The 17,307-nt window shown below is 70.6% G+C and carries 18 protein-coding genes; 5 read left to right on the top strand and 13 right to left on the bottom strand.

Annotation, left to right across the window (positions count from 1 at the left end):
• Positions 1-55 precede the first annotated feature (55 nt).
• Positions 56-811, bottom strand: a complete 756-nt coding sequence (locus tag ACFQS1_RS08410; protein WP_378965630.1) for a phosphoglyceromutase — start codon at positions 809-811, stop codon at positions 56-58.
• Positions 812-934: 123 nt separating this feature from the next.
• Between ACFQS1_RS08410 and ACFQS1_RS08405 the strand changes: the two genes are divergently transcribed.
• Positions 935-2,182: an MDR family MFS transporter gene (locus ACFQS1_RS08405; RefSeq protein ID WP_378965629.1), complete on the top strand. Its 1,248-nt coding sequence runs from the start codon at positions 935-937 to the stop codon at positions 2,180-2,182.
• A gap of 461 nt (positions 2,183-2,643) precedes the next feature.
• Here the strand turns inward: ACFQS1_RS08405 and ACFQS1_RS08400 are convergent, their stop codons facing one another.
• Together ACFQS1_RS08400 and mshA are read right to left on the bottom strand one after the other, a co-directional pair.
• On the bottom strand, positions 2,644-3,129 hold the full coding sequence (locus ACFQS1_RS08400) for a type III secretion system chaperone family protein (RefSeq protein WP_378965628.1): 486 nt from the start codon (positions 3,127-3,129) through the stop codon (positions 2,644-2,646).
• Entirely contained in the window at positions 3,123-4,391 is a 1,269-nt protein-coding gene (gene mshA / locus ACFQS1_RS08395) for a D-inositol-3-phosphate glycosyltransferase (protein WP_378965627.1), read from the bottom strand. Before mshA ends, ACFQS1_RS08400 begins: the two co-directional genes overlap by 7 nt.
• 130 nt (positions 4,392-4,521) lie before the next feature.
• Between mshA and ACFQS1_RS08390 the strand changes: the two genes are divergently transcribed.
• Both ACFQS1_RS08390 and ACFQS1_RS08385 read left to right on the top strand, forming a co-directional pair.
• The gene (locus tag ACFQS1_RS08390; protein WP_378965626.1) at positions 4,522-5,274 is read left to right on the top strand and encodes an SDR family oxidoreductase; all 753 of its coding nucleotides are present in this window, start codon (positions 4,522-4,524) and stop codon (positions 5,272-5,274) included.
• Positions 5,271-6,086: a class I SAM-dependent methyltransferase gene (locus tag ACFQS1_RS08385; RefSeq protein ID WP_378965625.1), complete on the top strand. Its 816-nt coding sequence runs from the start codon at positions 5,271-5,273 to the stop codon at positions 6,084-6,086. Before ACFQS1_RS08390 ends, ACFQS1_RS08385 begins: the two co-directional genes overlap by 4 nt.
• Here the strand turns inward: ACFQS1_RS08385 and ACFQS1_RS08380 are convergent.
• The 3 genes from ACFQS1_RS08380 to ACFQS1_RS08370 form a co-directional block, all read right to left on the bottom strand.
• Complete coding sequence (locus tag ACFQS1_RS08380) at positions 6,083-7,708, bottom strand: DNRLRE domain-containing protein (RefSeq protein ID WP_378965624.1); 1,626 nt, start codon at positions 7,706-7,708, stop codon at positions 6,083-6,085. The two genes, ACFQS1_RS08385 and ACFQS1_RS08380, sit on opposite strands and share 4 nt — an antisense overlap.
• Positions 7,709-7,879: 171 nt before the next feature.
• Positions 7,880-8,284 carry a response regulator gene (locus tag ACFQS1_RS08375; protein ID WP_378965623.1) on the bottom strand — a complete coding sequence of 135 codons (405 nt, stop codon included), beginning with the start codon at positions 8,282-8,284 and terminating at the stop codon, positions 7,880-7,882.
• Between the two features lie 94 nt (positions 8,285-8,378).
• On the bottom strand, positions 8,379-9,506 hold the full coding sequence (locus tag ACFQS1_RS08370) for a S8 family peptidase (RefSeq protein WP_378965622.1): 1,128 nt from the start codon (positions 9,504-9,506) through the stop codon (positions 8,379-8,381).
• Between the two features lie 309 nt (positions 9,507-9,815).
• Between ACFQS1_RS08370 and ACFQS1_RS08365 the strand changes: the two genes are divergently transcribed.
• Both ACFQS1_RS08365 and ACFQS1_RS08360 read left to right on the top strand, forming a co-directional pair.
• A complete protein-coding gene (locus ACFQS1_RS08365) occupies positions 9,816-10,028 on the top strand; it encodes a DUF7455 domain-containing protein (RefSeq protein WP_378965621.1) in 213 nt (70 codons plus the stop codon).
• A gap of 56 nt (positions 10,029-10,084) precedes the next feature.
• Positions 10,085-11,857, top strand: coding sequence for a sensor histidine kinase (locus ACFQS1_RS08360; RefSeq protein ID WP_378965620.1), 1,773 nt, complete (start codon positions 10,085-10,087; stop codon positions 11,855-11,857).
• Between the two features lie 31 nt (positions 11,858-11,888).
• Here the strand turns inward: ACFQS1_RS08360 and ACFQS1_RS08355 are convergent, their stop codons facing one another.
• The 7 genes from ACFQS1_RS08355 to ACFQS1_RS08325 all read right to left on the bottom strand — a co-directional run bounded on the left by ACFQS1_RS08355 (position 11,889) and on the right by ACFQS1_RS08325 (position 17,255).
• On the bottom strand, positions 11,889-12,746 hold the full coding sequence (locus ACFQS1_RS08355; protein WP_378965619.1) for an SRPBCC family protein: 858 nt from the start codon (positions 12,744-12,746) through the stop codon (positions 11,889-11,891).
• An 89-nt stretch (positions 12,747-12,835) separates the two neighbouring features.
• A complete protein-coding gene (locus tag ACFQS1_RS08350) occupies positions 12,836-13,561 on the bottom strand; it encodes a hydrolase (RefSeq protein ID WP_378965618.1) in 726 nt (241 codons plus the stop codon).
• A 149-nt stretch (positions 13,562-13,710) separates the two neighbouring features.
• Entirely contained in the window at positions 13,711-13,947 is a 237-nt protein-coding gene (csrA, locus tag ACFQS1_RS08345; RefSeq protein WP_378965617.1) for a carbon storage regulator CsrA, read from the bottom strand.
• A gap of 54 nt (positions 13,948-14,001) precedes the next feature.
• Positions 14,002-14,400, bottom strand: coding sequence for a flagellar assembly protein FliW (fliW, locus tag ACFQS1_RS08340; protein WP_378965616.1), 399 nt, complete (start codon positions 14,398-14,400; stop codon positions 14,002-14,004).
• 41 nt (positions 14,401-14,441) lie between these two features.
• Positions 14,442-15,353, bottom strand: coding sequence for a flagellin N-terminal helical domain-containing protein (locus ACFQS1_RS08335; protein ID WP_378965615.1), 912 nt, complete (start codon positions 15,351-15,353; stop codon positions 14,442-14,444).
• Positions 15,354-15,366: 13 nt separating this feature from the next.
• Positions 15,367-16,770 (bottom strand): flagellar hook-associated protein FlgK, encoded by a 1,404-nt coding sequence (flgK, locus tag ACFQS1_RS08330; RefSeq protein WP_378965614.1) that lies wholly within the window; start codon positions 16,768-16,770, stop codon positions 15,367-15,369.
• Positions 16,770-17,255, bottom strand: a complete 486-nt coding sequence (locus ACFQS1_RS08325; RefSeq protein WP_378965613.1) for a flagellar protein FlgN — start codon at positions 17,253-17,255, stop codon at positions 16,770-16,772. The genes flgK and ACFQS1_RS08325 overlap by 1 nt, the downstream gene beginning before the upstream one ends.
• Positions 17,256-17,307 lie beyond the last annotated feature (52 nt).

The raw sequence follows: 17,307 nt of genomic DNA, 5'->3' as shown, positions 1-17,307 counted from the left end.
GGCCGGAACGCCGCAGGGGGCGTCCCGGCCCGTTCGCGAGCAAGCGCGCGCGGAACTATCGGCCCTGGTTGGCGACCGCCGCGGCGGCCTCCTTGGCGGCCTCGGGGTCGAGGTAGGTGCCGCCCGGGTTGGTCGGCCGGAAGTCGTCGTCGAGGTCGTAGCGCAGCGGGAAGCCGGTCGGGATGTTCAGCTTCGCGATCGCCTCGTCGGAGACGCCGTCGAGGTGCTTCACGATCGCCCGCAGCGAGTTGCCGTGCGCGGCGACGAGCACGGTCTTGCCGGCCGCGAGGTCGGGCACGATCGCGTCGTACCAGTAGGGCAGCGCGCGCTCGAGCACGTCCTTGAGGCATTCCGCCTTCGGCATCAGCTCGGGCGGGAGGTCGGCGTACCGCGGGTCGCCGAACTGGGCGAACTCCGAGCCGGCCTCGATCGGCGGCGGGGGCACGTCGTACGACCGGCGCCAGAGCATGAACTGCTCCTCGCCGTACGCCTCCAGGGTCTGCTTCTTGTCCTTGCCCTGCAGGGCGCCGTAGTGACGCTCGTTGAGCCGCCAATGCCGCTTCACCGGGATCCAGTGCCGGTCGGTGATGTGCAGCGCGATCTCGGCCGTCCGGATCGCGCGCCGCAGCACGCTGGTGTGCACCACGTCCGGCAGGACGCCGCGCTCCTTCAGCAGCTCGCCGCCGCGCCGGGCCTCGTCCTCGCCCTTGGCGTCCAGGTCGACGTCGACCCAGCCGGTGAAGAGGTTCTTGGCGTTCCACTCGCTGTTGCCGTGTCGCAGCAGCACCAAAGTCCCTGTCATGGGCTCCATCCTCCCTCAGCACCGGTACCGGCGAGCAGCGACCCCGGGTGGCGACCACCACATGGAAAACCGCTTGCCGGGGCCCCTAGGTTGTAAGTGCAGAACGGGTGAGCGGCACTTACGGGGGACGGCGTGCGGGGTTGGTTGGGGCAGGCGGCGGGTGGATTGCCCCGGCAGTTCTGGTTCCTGTGGGCCGGCACGCTGATCAACCGCCTCGGGTCGTTCGTGGTGATCTTCCTGGCCATCTACCTCACCTCCGAGCGGCATTTCAGCCAGAGCCAGGCCGGCCTGGTGATCGGCGTCTACGGCGTCGGCGGCGCGATCGGCACCACCATCGGCGGGGTGCTGGCCGATCGCTGGGGACGGCGACCCACCATGCTGACCGCCCAGTTCGGTGCGGCGGCGTTGATGCTGGCGCTGGGTTTCGCGTACGGCTACTGGCAGATCCTCGCGGTGACGTTCCTGCTCGGGGTCGCGACCGAGGCCGTGCGCCCGGCCTTCTCGGCGATGATGGTCGACGTCGTGCCGGACCGGGACCGGGTGCGCGCGTTCTCGCTGAACTACTGGGCGATCAACCTCGGCTTCGCCCTCTCCGCGGTCGGCGCCGGGCTCGCCGCGAAGGCCGACTACCTGCTGCTGTTCGTCGTCGACGCGGGCAGCACGCTGGTGACCGCGCTGATCGGCCTGATGTTCCTGGCCGAGACCAGGCCGGCCACCGGTCACCACCAGCGCAAGCAGCCCGGCGGCGGCCTAGTCCTGGCGCTGCGCGACCGCACGTACGTGCTGTACCTGGTCATCAGCCTGGGCAGCGTGGTCGTGATGATGCAGCACCTGTCCACGCTGCCGATCGCGATGGCCGCCGACGGGCTCTCCGCGGCGACGTACGGCTGGGTGATCGCGGTCAACGGGGTGCTGATCGTGCTCGGGCAGCTGTTCGTGCCCCGGCTGATCGAGGGCCACGACCGGTCCCGGGTGCTCGCCCTGGCGGCACTGATCATCGGGGTCGGGTTCGGGCTGGTCGCCTTCGCCGACGCCGCCTGGTTCTTCGCGCTGACCGTGGTGATCTGGACGCTCGGCGAGATGCTCCAGTCCCCGTCCAACGCGGCCACCGTCGCGGCCCTGTCCCCGGCCACCCTGCGCGGGCGCTACCAGGGCCTGAGCTCGCTGAGCTGGTCGGCCGGCACCGCGCTGGCCCCGATCGCCGGCGGCTTCACCCAGGAGCACCTGGGCGACACGGCGCTGTGGATCGGCTGCTTCGCGATCTGCGCGCTGGTGGCGGCCGGGCATCTGATCACCGGACCGCGGCGCGAGCGGCGGATCGAGCAGCTGCTGGCGACGCCCGCGGCGCCGGCCACCGCCGACACGTCGGTGCCGGCGTAGCGCACCCAGCGCCCCGCCACGGCTGAGGGTGACGACGTCATGGGCCCAAAAAAATGCACCGGCGGCGGCGGACGACGCCCATCCCCATAGGCGTCGCCCGCACTAACCGCCGGTCTCGGGTCGCGCCGTCCCCCAACGGCATATGCCACCCGTCCCCAAACGCCGACCGCGGTGACCATTGCTGATCAACCAGTTCCCCGAACTAACGGTTCGGCGTCCATTGATTACGCTAGTTGGGGCGGTCAAGGCTTACAAGCCAGTTGGCTGTCTGCCATCTGTCTGGACCGTCACAGTCACCGACAAATGGCCGATCGGCGGATCGCCCGTCCGACATCCGGGCCGCTCACACCACCTCCGCGAGGGGTGTCGTGCGCCACTTGTCCGCGCCACGGAGTGTCGATCACCACTTTCGGCGATCGATCAACACTCCGCGCCGACGCATGATTATGCGGCGCACCCTATCAATCGGGATAATCGGGCGCGAGATGCTTGAACGCCTGCAGATTGGCCAGCGATTCGCCCCGCTTGACGCGCCACTCCCACTCGCGGCGGATCGACGAGCCGAAGCCGATCTCGAGCATCGTGTCGAACGACTCGTCGGCATAGGTGAGAACCGCGCCCAGCAGCCGGTCCAGCTCGTCCTCGTCCAGTGCCCGCAGCGACACCCGGCCGGTCAGATAGACGTCGCCGGCCGCGTCGATCGAGAACGAGACGCCGTACATCCGGGCATTGCGCCGCAGCAGCCACGCCCACAGCTCCTGGTGATTCTCGTCGGGGTGGCGCATCACGAAGGCCTCGATCCGCAGCGCATGCTCGCCGACGATCAGGTTGCAGGCCGTTTTGAGCTTGTGCGTGCCCGGAAGAGTCACAACATAGGAGGATTCGCCGGTCCGCTCCCACTCCAGCTCGCGCGAAGTGAGGACCTCCTCGACAAGAGCATTCACCACGCGTACGCCTCCAGGCGCGCGGCGATCATCGCACGGTGCTGCACCACGGCTTCACGGTAGACCCGGAGCAGCCCCTCGGCCGTACGGTCCCAGGAGAAGCCCGAAGCGTGCGCGACCGCCCCGGCGGACAGCGCGGCGCGCAGCCGCGGAGCGGCGAGCAGCGAGCCGAGCGCGTGCGCCCAGTCGCGCGGGTCGTGCCCGTCGACCAGCAGGCCGCTCACCCCGTCGCGGACGGCCGTGACCAGGCCGCCCACCGAGGCCGCCACCACCGGCGTGCCGCAGGCCTGGGCCTCGAGCGCGACCAGTCCGAACGACTCGTTGTACGACGGCACCGCCACCACGTCGGCGCAGCGGTAGAGCGCGGCCAGGTCGTCGCCGGTCTGCGGGGGCAGGAACAGCACCCGGTCGGTGACCCCCAGCGAGGCCGCCAACTCGATCAGCGAGCTGGGCCGGTCGAGGCCGGTGCCGCTCGGGCCGCCGCAGATCACCAGGGTGGTGTCCGGATCGTCCAGGAAGGGAAGTGCCGAGATCAGCACGTCGGGCGCCTTCAACGGCTGGATGCGGCCGACGAAAGCGATGATCCGGCCGCGCGGCGGCAGACCGAGCCGCCGCCGCGAGGCGAATCCCGGGCGGAAGCGATCGAGATCCACGCCGGGCTGCACCACCACGGTGTGCGCCGGCGGGGCGTCGTAGTAGGCCACCAGATCCTGCGCCTCGAAGCGGGTGTTGGCGACGAGCCGATCGGACTCGGCGACCACCTGCTCCTCGCCGATCACCCGGGCCTTGGGCTCGGGCCGGTCGCCGGCCGCGATCAGCCTGTTCTTGACCTTGGCAAGGGTGTGCGCGGTGTGCACGTGCGGCACGCCCCAGCGCTCCCGGGCCAGCCAGCCCACCTGGCCGGAGAGCCAGTAGTGGGAATGGATCAGGTCGTATCGGCCCGGCGGGTGCGCCGCCTCGGCGCGCAGCACGCCGTTGGCGAACGCGCACAGCTGTGAGGGCAGATCCTCCTTGGCGAGCCCTTCGAACGGGCCGGCGGTGACGTGCCGCACACTCACGCCGGGCGCCATCTCGACGATCGGGGGCAGCTCGCTGCGGGTGGCCCGGGTGAAGATCTCCACCTCGACGCCGAGGCGGGCGAGCCGCTTCGACACCTCGACGATGTAGACGTTCATGCCGCCGGCGTCGCCGGTACCGGGCTGTTCCAGGGGGGATGTGTGAACCGAAAGGGTGGCGATGCGCCGCGGGGTCGGCCAGTCAACCACGATATTTCCTCCCGAAGCGGTCAAACGTAACAGCTATTTGTTACGTCAAGCTCAATCTTCCCCACGGCCGGGCGGCGAACCACCATGCAGGCGGCCGGGGGTGACTCAAGTCATCGGGAAAGATGGAGGCATGGTGAACATCGCAGTGGTGACGGGTGCATCGAGCGGAATCGGCGCGGCCACGGCCCGCCGCCTGGCCGGGGAAGGTTTCCACGTGGTCGCCGCGGCCCGGCGCGTCGATCGGCTCGAGGCGCTGGTCAAGGAGATCGGCACGGCGACCGCGGTCGAGTGCGACGTCACCGACGACACCTCGGTGGCCCGGCTGGCGGCGGCGGTGGCGGGCCTCGACGGCACGCTCACCCTGCTGGTCAACAACGCCGGCGGCGCGCGCGGGGCCGACGAGGTGGCGAACGGCTCGGTCGACGACTGGCAGTGGATGTACGACGTGAACGTGCTCGGCACGCTGCGGGTCACCAAGGCGCTGCTGCCGGCGCTCGAGGCGAGCGGGCGGGGGACGATCGTGACGGTCGGCTCGACCGCGGGGTTCGTGGTCTACGAGACCGGCGGCGGGTACACGGCGGCCAAGCACGCGGAGAACGCGCTGATGGGGACGCTGCGGCTGGAGCTCGCCGGCAAACCCGTACGCGTCATGGAAATTGATCCTGGAATGGTGCGCACCGACGAGTTCGCGCTCAACCGCCTGGGTGGCGATCGGGCCCGGGCCGACGCGGTCTACCAGGGCGTGCGCGAGCCGCTGGTGGCCGACGACATCGCCGACTGCATCGCGTTCATGGCGACCCGCGCCCACCACGTCAACATCGACCGGCTGGTGGTGCGCCCGATCGCGCAGGCCGCGCAGCACAAGGTCGTCCGGGAGAAATGACCCATCCACTCGGCGCGATCACCCGGGGGACGACGAATCCCAACCGGTTGCGCCGCGTGGACAACTTCATCGCGTACCGCTGCGGCGACCTCCTCCGCGCGGCCACCGAACCACTGGTCGTCGACCTGGGTTACGGTGCGACGCCGGTCACGGCGGTGGAGTTGCGCGGCCGTCTGGCGACGGCCGTCCGGGCGGACGTCGCGGTCGTGGGTCTGGAGATCGATCCGGTACGGGTGGACGCGGCGCTCCCCTTCGCCGACCCACCCGGTCTCGAGTTCCGCCGCGGCGGCTTCGAGCTCGCCGGCCTGCGCCCGGTGGTCGTGCGGGCGTTCAATGTGCTGCGGCAGTACCCCGAGCCGGAGGTGGCGGTGGCCTGGCGGCAGATGACCGCGACCGGGGCGCTGCTGGTCGAGGGCACCTGCGACGAGCTGGGCCGGATAGCGACCTGGGCGGTGGTCGAGCACGGCGAGCCGGCGACGCTGACGTTCTCGGCCCGGCTGTCCGATCTGGACCATCCGGCCCGGTTCGCCGAGCGGCTGCCCAAGGCGCTGATCCATCACAACGTCGACGGCGAGCCGATCCACGAGCTGCTGCGGGCGCTCGGCCGGGCCTGGGAGTCGTCGGCGACGCCGTTCGGGCCGCGGCAGCGCTGGCTGGCGACCTGCCGCCGGATGCGCGACGACTGGCCGGTGCGGGACGGGCCGGCCCGCTGGGGGCGCGGCGAACTGACGGTTCCGTGGCCGGGAACGAGGTCGGGCCGGTCCTCCGCAGCGGACCGGCCCGACCCCAGGGGGGTGAGTAAAGCCTTCTAGTTCTTGATCTTGACGTTGAAGATCGGCGACGCCGCGGCCTTCTTGAACGCGGCGAGGCTGTCGGCGGTCGAGTCGACCGCGATGTTGCGGTCGCCCTCGTCGTCCTTCGCGGTGTCGAAGTAGACGATCGCCTTCACCTTCGGGTGCTTCGCCAGCTCGGGCACCACGGTGGCGAACGCGGCGGCCTTGCTGGTCGGGTACTTGACCCGGTGGTACATGCCCCACTCGGCCACCATGATCGGCTTGGTCGGGTGGTTCTTGACCGACCAGTCGTAGAAGCCGAGGCCGCCGCCGGTGGGCTGGCGGTCCAGCAGGCTGCCGAAGTCGCCGAAGTGGTAGTAGCCCTTCTCGACGCTCACGTACGAGTCGAGGCCGATCCAGTCGACGACGTCGTCACCCGGGTAGAGGTCCTTCCACCAGGACTGCGCCATCCACTTCTCGTTGCCCATCAGCGCCAGCACGTTGACCACATTGGTCACGCCCTTGGCGCGGAGCCGCTGGATGACGTGCCGGTACATGGCCGAGTAGTCCTTGGCGGTCATGCCGGAGCCGGCGGCCGGCTTGACGTCGTTCTCCGGCTCGTGGTGCAGGGCCAGGAAAAACTTCTGGTCGCCGTAGTTGGCCTTGACGTACGCGGCCCACGCGTCGATCCGCGCGTCCTTGGCGCCGGACGCGACCTTGGCCCACGTGGTGCCGTAGGCGACCTTCCAGTTGAGCAGCAGGACCCGGGGGCGCGCGGCGTCGCGGGTCATCGCGATCTCGGCCTTGGTCGGGAACTTCTCGTCGCCCTTGTGGTAGGTGTGGTAGATCGTCGAGGTGCGGCCGGTGCGGGCCTCCCACTCCTTGAGTGCGGTGTCGCGCGGGGTGTCGGTGAAACCGCCGGCCGCCGCGCCCCACAGCACGCCGCAGCTCGGCACGAGCAGGGCGCCGGTGACGCACGAGTCCGGATCGGCCGTCGGGGCTGGGGCGGGCGTCGTGGTCGCCGGGGGTGTGATCGCCGGGGGCTTGGTCGACGGCGGCGTGGTCGCCTCGGCCGCCGGGACGTAGTTGATCACCAGGCGCGGGCCGGCCGTCTTCCCGTCGCCGGACTCGGCCGACAGGAACCGGGTCATGGCGGTGGCCGACGCCGAGCGCAGCGCGAACGCATACGTCCCGGCCTGGGTGACCGTACCGGTGAGGTCGATCGTCACGGAGGAGTCGGTGGTCCGCGGCACGGCCGAGCCGACCGCCGCCGCGCCGACCGCCGGCCGGCTGCCGCCGGTGATCGTGTTCTCCGACCAGGCGCCGGTCACCGGGTACACGCTGACCCGGGCCGTCTCCGGCTTCGCGTCGTACGGCAGGATCAGGCGGGCGTTGGTGATCGCCGCGCCGGCCGGGAACGAACCGGTCGCGAACCGTACGAACGACGTCTTGGTCTCGCCGTCGACGGTGCCCACCACGAGCTTCTCGGCCGCGCCGAAGTTGGTCTTCGTGCGCGTGCTGGACACGTACGCGTCGTCGCCCGCGAAGACAGTGCGGATCGCCGGCGTGGTCGCCGCGTCCGCCATGCCCGGGATCGCGAAGCCGGCGCTCACCGCCGCCCCGATCGCCGCGGCCCCGATCGCTGTCTTTCTGGCACCCACGTGCTTACCCCCGTGAATAGTCGAATTCTTCGTTCGAACTCCACGGTCGGCCGGTGCGGGTGCCGGCCAGTTGTATGCGGGGGTGCAGATGGGGTGCGGACAATGTGGACAGTCGGGGCGCAGAAAAGCGCCGCCGTCAGATCGACGGCGGCGCTTTCCGTACCTCTATATCTAGGGTGTGGCCTTCTCGGACAGCACCGAGCGCAGCGCCTCGATGAGCAGCTCGGTGCTGAACGGCTTCTTGACCAGCAGCGCGTCCGGCTCGATCAGGCCGTCGGCGACGGCCATCTCCTTGGGCAGGCCGGAGATGTAGACGACCCGCATGGCGGGACGCAGCTCGGTGGCGGAGCGGGACAGCTCGCCACCGGACACCCCGGGCAGGCCCAGGTCGGTGACCAGGACGTCGATCTCGCCGGGATGCTCCCGGCAGAGCGCGATGGCCTGCTCGGGGTCGCCCGCGACCAGGGTCGCGAAGCCGCGGCGTTCGAGCATCCGCCGCATGATGTCGCGGAGATCCTCCTCGTCGTCGACGACGAGAACTGTCGGCCGGTCATCCGCGCCGGGCGTCTGCGGCATGGGTGCACCTCCGGTACGCGTCGGGTTCCTTCAAGCTATCGGCGCCAGGTTGCACCAACCGGCCTTTGCCACATCCCGTCCGCTCGGCGGCCGGTCAGCGGTTTGAGCGGGCCTTCGCCGGCGCCTCGCCGGTGAAGAGCAGCTTGTTCGGCGAGCCGGCGCCCGGGTTGCGCACCAGGCCGGATCCGGCGCGGCCGACCAGCTCGGTGCGCACCTGGGCCGGCGTCCAGTTCGGGTGGGCGGCCAGCACCAGCGCCGCCGCGCCGGCCACGTGCGGGCTCGCCATCGAGGTGCCGCTCATCAGCTTCGTGCCGGTGTTGGAGTCACCCGCCGCGGACGGGATCCGGACTCCGGGCGCGAAGATGTCGAGACAGGACCCATAGTTCGAGAACGTGGCGCGGGTGTCTTTCTGGTCGGTCGCGCCCACCGTGATGGTGTTCGGGTCGTGGGCCGGCGACTGCTTGCACGCGTCCCGGTGGTCGTTGCCGGCCGCGACGACGTACGTGATGCCCTTGGCGATCGAGCGGTCGACGGCGTCGTCGAGCGCCTTGCTGACCGTGCCGCCGAGGCTCATGTTGGCCACGGCCGGCTTCACGGCGTGCGCGGTGACCCAGTCGACGCCGGCGATGATGTTCGAGTACGTCCCGCTGCCCTTGCAGTCGAGCACGCGCACCGAGACCAGCTTGACGCCCTTGGCGACGCCGTAGGTGGCGCCGCCGATCGTGCCGGCCACATGGGTGCCGTGTCCCTTGCAGTCGTCGGCCCGGGCGTCGTCGTCGACGAAGTCCCAGCCACTCGCCGCCCGGCCGCCGAACTCCCGGTGGGTGGTCCGGACGCCGGTGTCGATCACGTATGCGGTGACGCCGGCGGCCGCGGGCGCCGTGTACGACTTCGACAGCGGCAGGGCGCGCTGGTCGATGCGGTCCAGTCCCCAGGCCGGTGCGGCGGTGGTGGCGACGGTGGCGTCCTGTTCGACGTACCGGACGGCCGGATCGGCGGCGAGCCGCGCGGCCTGGGTCTCGGTCATGGTGGCGTGGAAGCCGCGTACGGCGGATGTATAGGTGTCGGCGATCTGGCCGCCGTACCGTTGAATGAGCCGGCGCGAGACGGCGCCGACGCCGGAATCACCCGGCTGGAGCACCACGATGTAGCTGTTCGCGATGACGTCGGCGGAGCCGGCGTCGAGGATGACGCCGGTGGGCGCGACGGGCGGGGCGGCCACGGCGGCAGCCCCTCCGCAGAGTGTGGTGGCGGCGCCGATGAGCAATGCGACGCCAGCGGCGACACGGCCGGTGTCGATACGCAAAGTGACGGTCCTCTCGGTTGGATGACCTCCTTCGTGGGAAATGGTGGGTAGGCCGCCTTGCAGGGCCGGGTTCCTTCCGGTGGCGGCTGTGGTGCAAGGACTTTCGTCGCGTTTCGCCCAGCGCGGACGGACGGGAAGACCGGAGGGAAAGAGCTAAGGCTGTGCGTCGGAGGGCCGATCTACCCGCTGTACCGCTGCACACCGCCACCGAGCAAGGAGAGCGATATGACCAGCCTGCTGTCGCCCGAGATCACCACGTCCGCCGAGCTGACCGACCGCTGTGACCGTTGCGGCGCGGCGGCGAAGCTGGTGGTGAGCCTGACCAGCGGCGGCGAGCTGTCCTTCTGCGGTCACCACGCCAACCGCCTCCGGGACGACATCGTCCGGGTCGCCGAGCGCGTCGTGCTCGAGGAGGGCTTCGAGTGGGCGGGCAAGTAACCGCTTGACCTCATACGCCGCGATATGCTCAATTCCTCTCATATAAGGGGAATTGTGTGCGAATACGGACCCGTGACCTGGGCAGGCTCTCCCGGCTGACCGCCGGGTGCGCCGGCGTCGCGGTCGCCGTGATCGGGCTTGTCGCACCACCATGGCCGCCGGCCGGAGCTCTCTCCGACCCGGCGGCCGCGCTCGTTCCGGCCGGGACGGCGCTGCTGCTGCTCGCGCTGCCCGGCGCCCGCCGGGCCGTACGCGTGCCGGCGCTCCTGCTCGCCCTGCTCGCCGCCGCGATCGGCGCCGCCTCGCTGGCCCGCCATCCGGCCGCGGCCGTGGCCACCGTGCTCGCCGGACTCGGCCTGGCGTGCCTCGACCTCCGGGTCGCACGGTCGCGCTTGCGGGTCGCCGACCCGCTGGTGGCGGGGACGGCGACCATCGCGCTGGTCGCGCTCGTGCCGCGGATGTTCGATCCGACCTTTCCGCCCGGCCGCGGTCCCGGCGGCGTGATGGCCCCGGCGGCGGCCGGCGGGCTGCTCGCCCTCGCCCTCGGCACGATACTGGCCCGTCCCGAGACCGGCCCGCTGCGCACCGCCGACACGGTCGCCGGGCCGGGCACCACCCTGCGCCGGACGCTCCCCTTGCTGATCGCCGCGCCGGCCCTCGCGGCGCTGGTCAGCGCCCTCGCCGCGCGCAGCGGCATCGGCCGCCCGGCCGCCGCGATCAGCACCGGCGCGGTGCTCGCCGCGCTCGCATTGCTCGGGCTCGTCGGCTATCTGGTGCGCACGCTCGACCGCGCCGACCGGCGGCAGCGGCGGCTGGTCGGCGAGCTGCGCGACCGGCAGGAGTTCGCGGCCACCCTGTTGCAGTCGATGAACGAGGCCGTGATGGTGCTCGACGCCAATCACCGGGTCATCGACGTCAACCGGCGCTGGCGGGAGCTGACCGGGCACGGGCCGGACGAGCCGATCCGCATCGACCCGCAGCTCCCGCCGTCCGGCAGCGGCGACTGGCTGATGCCGCGCGTGGACGGGACGGCCGTCCCGGTGCTGGCGACGGTGGCCGCCATCCCGGACGAGGAGGGCGCGCCGCGGGCGTACGTGGCGACGTACGTCGACATCGGCGACCGCAAACAGGCCGAGGACTCGCTCGGGGCGCAGAACGCCGAGCTGCGCGACGCGAACGCCCGGCTCGAGGCGGCGCTGGCCTTCAAGAACGACCTGACCTCGATGCTCACCCACGATGTGGCGCAGCCGATCAGCTCGATCGCGAGCCTGGCCGAGCTGCTCCGGGCCGACTGGGCCGACCTGCCCGACGACATCCGGCTCGAGCTGGCCACCAAGATCGACAAGAACACCCAGCGGCTGATCAAGATGATGAACGACCTGCAGCTGCTGTTCCGGCTGGACACCGGGTCGGTGACCGCCCGGCGCGCGCCGGTGCCGCTGCTCGAGGTCGCCGCGCAGGCCGCGGCGGCCGCCGGCGCGGACCTCGAGATCGCCATCGAGGAGGACCTCGCCGTGCTGGCCGACTCGGGGCACCTGCGGGTGGTCACCCAGAACCTGGTCGCCAACGCGCTCGCGTACGGCGACCCACCGGTGCGGATCGCCGCCCGGCGCCGCGGCGACCTGGTCGACCTCGTCGTGCAGGACAGCGGGCCGGGCGTGCCGGAGGAGCTGGTGCCGAGCCTGTTCGGCCGATTCGTGCGCGGGGCCGGGCTCGGCCTGTTCATCGTGCGGCACCTGGTCGAGGCGAACGGCGGCTCGGTCCGCTACGAGCGGGCCGAGCCGCGCGGGGCACGCCTCGTCGTGACGCTGGAGGCGGCGCCGATCTAGACTCCCCCGCCGATCTAGACTCCCCGCCGATCTAGACGCCCCCGGAGCCCCGTTCCTCTTCGTTGATCATGCCGTCGCCCCAGGTGTCCCTGTGCGTGGTGCGCCCGCCCATCGGCGCGGTGCCGGCCGCGCCGCCGCTGATCGGGCCGGACTTGGCGACCCGGCGGCCCGGCGCCAGCACGTCGTCCAGGTCGTGCTCGCTCGTGATGCCCGGTGCCGAGGTGATGTCCACGTTGGTGCCGGCCCCGGCCCCGAGGTCGTGCCGGGGCAGGTTGGCCCGGCTGGCGGTGCTCCGCTCGGCCGCGCTCGTGCCCCAGCCGGCGCCGGTATGCGGGTTCTGGTTGCGGATCCGGGCCGCCACCGCGGCCGGGCTGGCCGCGGCGTTGTTCATGCTCGACAGCCGCTTCGTGCTCGCGCCGACGGTCGGGCGCTTCGGCGACGGCCGGGTGCCCACCGCCTTGGGGCGCCCGCCCAGCACGCCGCTCTCCACCAGGCCCTTGAAGGTGGTCAGGTCCTCCTTGAGCCGCCTGGTGAGCGAGGCCTGGCCGTGCCGGTCGCTCGGCATGAGAAACGCGATGTCCGCCTCGAGCTGCGCCACGACCTGAGTCTTCGTCTCGCCCAGCGGACGCAGCGTGAGTGTCTCGGCGAGCAGCGGTCCCTCGGTCGTCGCCCAGGCGACGCGCTCGTCGAGGGAGCGCTCGGTGATCCGCGCGTCGAACTCGCGGCGCTTGCCGTCGACCTCCATGATCCAGTGCGTCTGATCGCCGCCGACCGTGGTGACCTCGCGGACCCCGCTCATGAACCGCGGGTAGTTCTCGAACGCGGCGAGCTGTTCGTACACCGTGTGCAGCGGCGCACTCACCTCGATGGCCTGCTGAACCATACTCATCGCATCTCTCCCATGCCTTGGATGATTCCGGCATGACCGAGCGTACGGAGATGACTACTGATCGTGTTTGCTTTCGGGCCGTTTGGGAGTCAGACCCGGCGCAGGTACTGCCAGTGACCCACTTCGCCGGCGTACCGGGCGTCACTCGCCGGCACGAGCGTCACCCGGGCCGCGCGCAGCAACGCCACCAGCCGGGCGGACGGGCAGCGCCACGCCTCGCTGACCTCGACCACCGTGCCGGTCTCACGGCAGGCGGCGGCGAGGGCGGAGACCAGGTCCGGGGTGATCACGGCGTCGTCCAGGCCCACCTGGGCGAGCAGGCTCAGCGGGCGGGCGAGCTGAGCCGGCGCGTACCGGGAGGCGCGCTCGATGCCCTGCACCGTGGCGCCGACCAGAGCCTCGGCGACCCGCTCCGGGCTGAGCTCGCCGGCGGCCAGCATGGCGCGCACGTCCCGCGGTCCGTACAGGCCGCCCGGCAACGGCAGCCGGGAGACCGCGACCGAGACCGCCTCGAGGTGCCTGAGGTCGGCCGGCCAGGCCAGCCAGCCGTCCGGCTGGACGACCTCGACCTCGGCGGCGACCCGCAGCGACATCTCGGTGCGCTGGCGGGCCCGGCGGACGGCGTCGGCGTACGCGGACAGCCACGTGGTGTCCGGGCCGACCTGATCGGCGAAGGTGAGCGCGGTGAGGCCGGCCTGGTCGGCGGCCGAGACCACGACGCCGACGCTGTCCCGGCCGGCCGCGAAGCCGGTGTGCACATGCGCGTCCACCGTCAGGTCCAGGGCATCGATCACCGATTCCCGCTCTGCGTCCACCTGTCGCTCCCCGGCTCCGAGTCGACGGGCTCTTCCCGTCCTGAAACAGAGTGGGGTGCAGGGGTTGACAAGCGTGGTCTGCGGGCGGTGCAGGTCGGTTTCGCTTGGACCGCGTTTTTCTTGACCGCGCGGGCCGGAGGAGTCGGCTGTCACTCCTCCGGCGTCTGCAGCATCTCGGCCACCGCCCGGACCGCGTCCTCGGTGGGTGAGGCCGCCTCCCGGTTGGCCGCCTGCAATTCCCGGAACACTTCCTCGCGATGGACCTGCACGTCGCGCGGGGCCTGGATGCCCAGGCGGATGACGTCCCCGCGCGCCTCGAGCACGGTGATGATCACGTCGTTGCCGATCATCACGCTTTCCCCCGCCCGCCGGGTCAGCACAAGCATCGTCCGGTGCCCTCCTCCATCCGCAGTCCCGGCGACCGCGCCGGCGACGGGACGTCAGTAGGCCCGGTGCATGATCGCGCGCACCGGGTACCCGGAGCCGCTGAGCACCACCTGCATGGCCCGCATGCTGTCCCGGTCGAGAACGATAGGCGCCAGCAGGTTGGCCGTGGTCTCGTCCACGCCGGCCGTGATGACGGTCATCAGCAGCAGGCGGTCGGGGTCCTTGGTGTTCAGGGCCGCGAACACCTCGTTCTCGATCTCCGGGGCGTAGTCCGGGAAGAACGGCTCCGGCGGGGCCACGAGGAAGCGCAGCTCCGGGTCCTGGATGGACGTGAAGGCGTAGAGCAGTCCGTCGTCGTTGAGCCGCACCAGGACGAACTCCCGGTGTGCCGGGAACCCGGGCATGGGGACCGCCATGGTGATGGTCGGCAGACCCAGCGATGGGTCGATCATCGTGGCCTCAATCGGTCGGGACGCGGTGCGAGTACTCATGGTCACCTCAGGAAATCGATGAGCGAGGGCTGGATCACCTTGGCCGTGGCGGCCAGGGCGGCCTGGTACGAGGTCTGCTGGATCTGCAGTTCCATGATCGCCTTGGGCAGGTCGACATCCTCGATGTCGGACAGTTGCGACGACACGGATAACAGATGGTCGTCTGCGGACTGCTTCATCTGTTCAACCCGATTATATCGGGCGCCTACGTCCGAAAGCGCGGATTTTAGTAAATCGTGGGCGGTATCGAGATTTTCCAGGCTCTTGTTAAGAGTATCCTGATCGTTGTTCCGGATGCTCTTCGCAATGGTGTCGAGAACCGTGAACAACTCGGTGTCCGTGCCCGGAGCGCCGAACGCCTCGGGGCCGGAGGTCTCGATGCGCACCTTGGCGTTCGGGCCGACCGTCCGCGTCGTCGGGTTCTTGTTGCCGACGAACTCGTACTCGCCGGTCACCGTGTTCGGCTCGTACGCCACCGAGCCCGGGGTGGTGCCGCCGAAGACCGGGCGGTTCATGTACTTGGCGTTGGCCTGGCCGAGCAGCGTCTGGCGGATGTTGTCGATCTCCACGGCCAGCGCCTCACGGGACTGGTCGCTGTTGCCCGAGCTGAGCGCCTGGACGGTCAGGTCGCGCACCCGAATGATCGAAGTGGACGCGCCGCCGAGAGTGTCCTGAATGGTGCCGAGCCAGCCGAGCCCGTCGTCGGCGTTGCGCCCGTACTGCTGGGTCGCCCGCACCTCGCCGCGCAGTTGCAGCGACGTCACCGTGCCGGTCGGCGAATCCGACGGCCGGGTCAGCATCTTGCCGCCGGAGATCTGCGACTGGAGCTTCTGTCCACGCGCCAGCGACCGTTGCAGGTCGCCCAGCGCCTTGTTCATCAAGCTGGTATCGGTGACCCTGCTGGGAATTGTCATGGTTACTCCCCGATTAGCGGCCCACCAGGCCCGTTCGGTTGATCAGCTGATCGAGCATCGAGTCGATCGTGGTGAGCACGCGCGAGGCCGCCTCGTAACCGCGCTGATAGGTGAGCAGATGGGTCATTTCTTCGTCGAGATTCACGCCGGACTCCCCCTCGCGGGAAACGTCGACCTGGTCCCGTACGGCATCCTGGATCTCGCTGCGGCGGGACGCCGCCTGCGCCGCGACGCCGAGCCGGCCGATCATCGCCTGGTAGGCGGCATCCGGGCCGGTGGCGGAATTCCCGACGTCGGCGAGCGCGTCGGCGACGTTGTGGTCGAGCGCCGGCGCGGTCGGGTCGTTGGGGTCGCCGGCCGAGAACGCGACCTGCGCCGGATCGGTGATCGCGACGTCGATCGTGGCCGCCGTCGTGCCGGTGAAGAAGTTCGCGCCCGGGGTGCCGTCCATGGTGAACCCGCCCGACTGAGCGGCGTTCACGGTGTCGTGGATGCTCTTCGCGACCGCGTCCAGGTCGGTGAGGATGCCCGGGATGATGGTGTTCATCGTGTCGAGCATGGCGCCCATGGTGCCGCCGGGAGTGGCGTTCTCCTTGGTGTCGGTCCATTGCAGCGCCACCTGGTTGGCGGCGTTGATGCCGTCGAGGGTGGTGGGGCCGGTGAGCTTGAGGGAGCGGGCGGTGAAGCCTTCGACCAGCGCGGTGTTGCCCACGTAGACGTTGACGCCGCCGTTCGGCTTGGCCTGCGCGCTCGCGCCGACCAGCTCGGAGAGCTGCATGATGTTGCGGTCGCGCTGGTCCTGGAGCTCGTTGGCGGGCAGGCCGGACTGCTGCGCGATGACGATCTCGTGGTTCATCTCGGCGATCGAGGCGGCCATGGCGTTGACCTGATCGACGAACGCGCCCATCTCGCCGTTCTGCGAGGCGAACTGGTTGGCCAGCGATGCGTGCGTGTCGTTCAGCGTGATCGCCACGGTCCGGCTGCGCTCGATCAGGGCGGTCCGGGTCGACGGGTCCTGCCAGTTGTTGGCCACGTCGTTCCAGGCGTCCCACATGTCGTGCAGCCGGGCTTGCAGGGCGGTGTCGCTGGGCTCGGCCAGGACGCTCTCGATACCGTCGTACGTGGCCCGCTGGCTGGCCAGATACGCCGAGTTCGCGTGCTCGGTGCGACCGCGCGCCTCCAGGTAGGTGTTGCGCCCGCGCTCCACCGCGGCCACCGTGACACCGGTGCCGACCTGATCGGTCGTGGCGTACACGCCGGGGTTGAGGCTGCCGGTCTGCGCCTGCATCCGCACCCGCTGCCGGGTGTATCCCTCGGTGTTGGCGTTCGCGATGTTCTGCCCGGTGACATCCAGGCCGCGGCGCTGTGCGTAGAGCGAGGTGAGCGCCGTGTTGATACTGCCGAAGGTGCTAGCCATCAGATCGCCTCATCAACCAGGCTGGAGCGGCGGACGCCGCCGGAAACGGTCTGGCCCTGCGGTCCGTACGTTTCCACAGTTTCGGCGAACGCGAGCATGGTTTCGCGTGCCGCCCGCTGGCCGGCGGTGAGCAGGTCGCGGTTGACATCGGCGAGCGCGCCGATCTCCGAGGTGAGCATCAGGAACGCCTTGCGGTGCTGGTGAAGCAGGTCGGACCAGGGCGGGGGCGCCGCGTCGGCCAGCTCGCCGAGCGATGCCTCGGGGTCGAGGCCGAGCTCGACGGCGACGTCCTGCGAGTACGCCGCCCGGATGACCTCGGTCTGCCGGATCTGGTCGAGCACCACCTCCACCTCACGGGTGGCGTGGCTGAGCCAGCGCGAGCGATTGGAAGCGAGGAGCAGCTGCTCCTCCTCGAGCTTGAAAAGCAGCATCTCCAGCAGCTCACGTGATCGCCACAGGACGCTGGCCAGGTCGGTCAGGCTCACCCTGGTCCTCCGTCTCGCCTGTCTCGGGCGTGCCCCCTCGACATGCCCGCTC

The sequence above is a fragment of the Paractinoplanes rhizophilus genome (assembly GCF_042664765.1).
Lineage (GTDB): Bacteria > Actinomycetota > Actinomycetes > Mycobacteriales > Micromonosporaceae > Actinoplanes > Actinoplanes rhizophilus.
This window is presented reverse-complemented; position numbering and strand designations above follow the sequence as displayed.

Excerpts from the sequence above, each read along its gene's own strand:
- ACFQS1_RS08410 (WP_378965630.1), bottom strand. The coding sequence starts at position 811 with ATGGAGCCCATGACAGGGACTTTGGTGCTGCTGCGACACGGCAACAGC.
- ACFQS1_RS08390 (WP_378965626.1), top strand. The coding sequence starts at position 4,522 with ATGGTGAACATCGCAGTGGTGACGGGTGCATCGAGCGGAATCGGCGCG.
- ACFQS1_RS08385 (WP_378965625.1), top strand. The coding sequence starts at position 5,271 with ATGACCCATCCACTCGGCGCGATCACCCGGGGGACGACGAATCCCAAC.
- ACFQS1_RS08375 (WP_378965623.1), bottom strand. The coding sequence starts at position 8,284 with ATGCCGCAGACGCCCGGCGCGGATGACCGGCCGACAGTTCTCGTCGTC.
- ACFQS1_RS08365 (WP_378965621.1), top strand. The coding sequence starts at position 9,816 with ATGACCAGCCTGCTGTCGCCCGAGATCACCACGTCCGCCGAGCTGACC.
- ACFQS1_RS08355 (WP_378965619.1), bottom strand. The coding sequence starts at position 12,746 with ATGAGTATGGTTCAGCAGGCCATCGAGGTGAGTGCGCCGCTGCACACG.
- csrA (WP_378965617.1), bottom strand. The coding sequence starts at position 13,947 with ATGCTTGTGCTGACCCGGCGGGCGGGGGAAAGCGTGATGATCGGCAAC.
- fliW (WP_378965616.1), bottom strand. The coding sequence starts at position 14,400 with ATGATCGACCCATCGCTGGGTCTGCCGACCATCACCATGGCGGTCCCC.
- ACFQS1_RS08335 (WP_378965615.1), bottom strand. The coding sequence starts at position 15,353 with ATGACAATTCCCAGCAGGGTCACCGATACCAGCTTGATGAACAAGGCG.
- flgK (WP_378965614.1), bottom strand. The coding sequence starts at position 16,770 with ATGGCTAGCACCTTCGGCAGTATCAACACGGCGCTCACCTCGCTCTAC.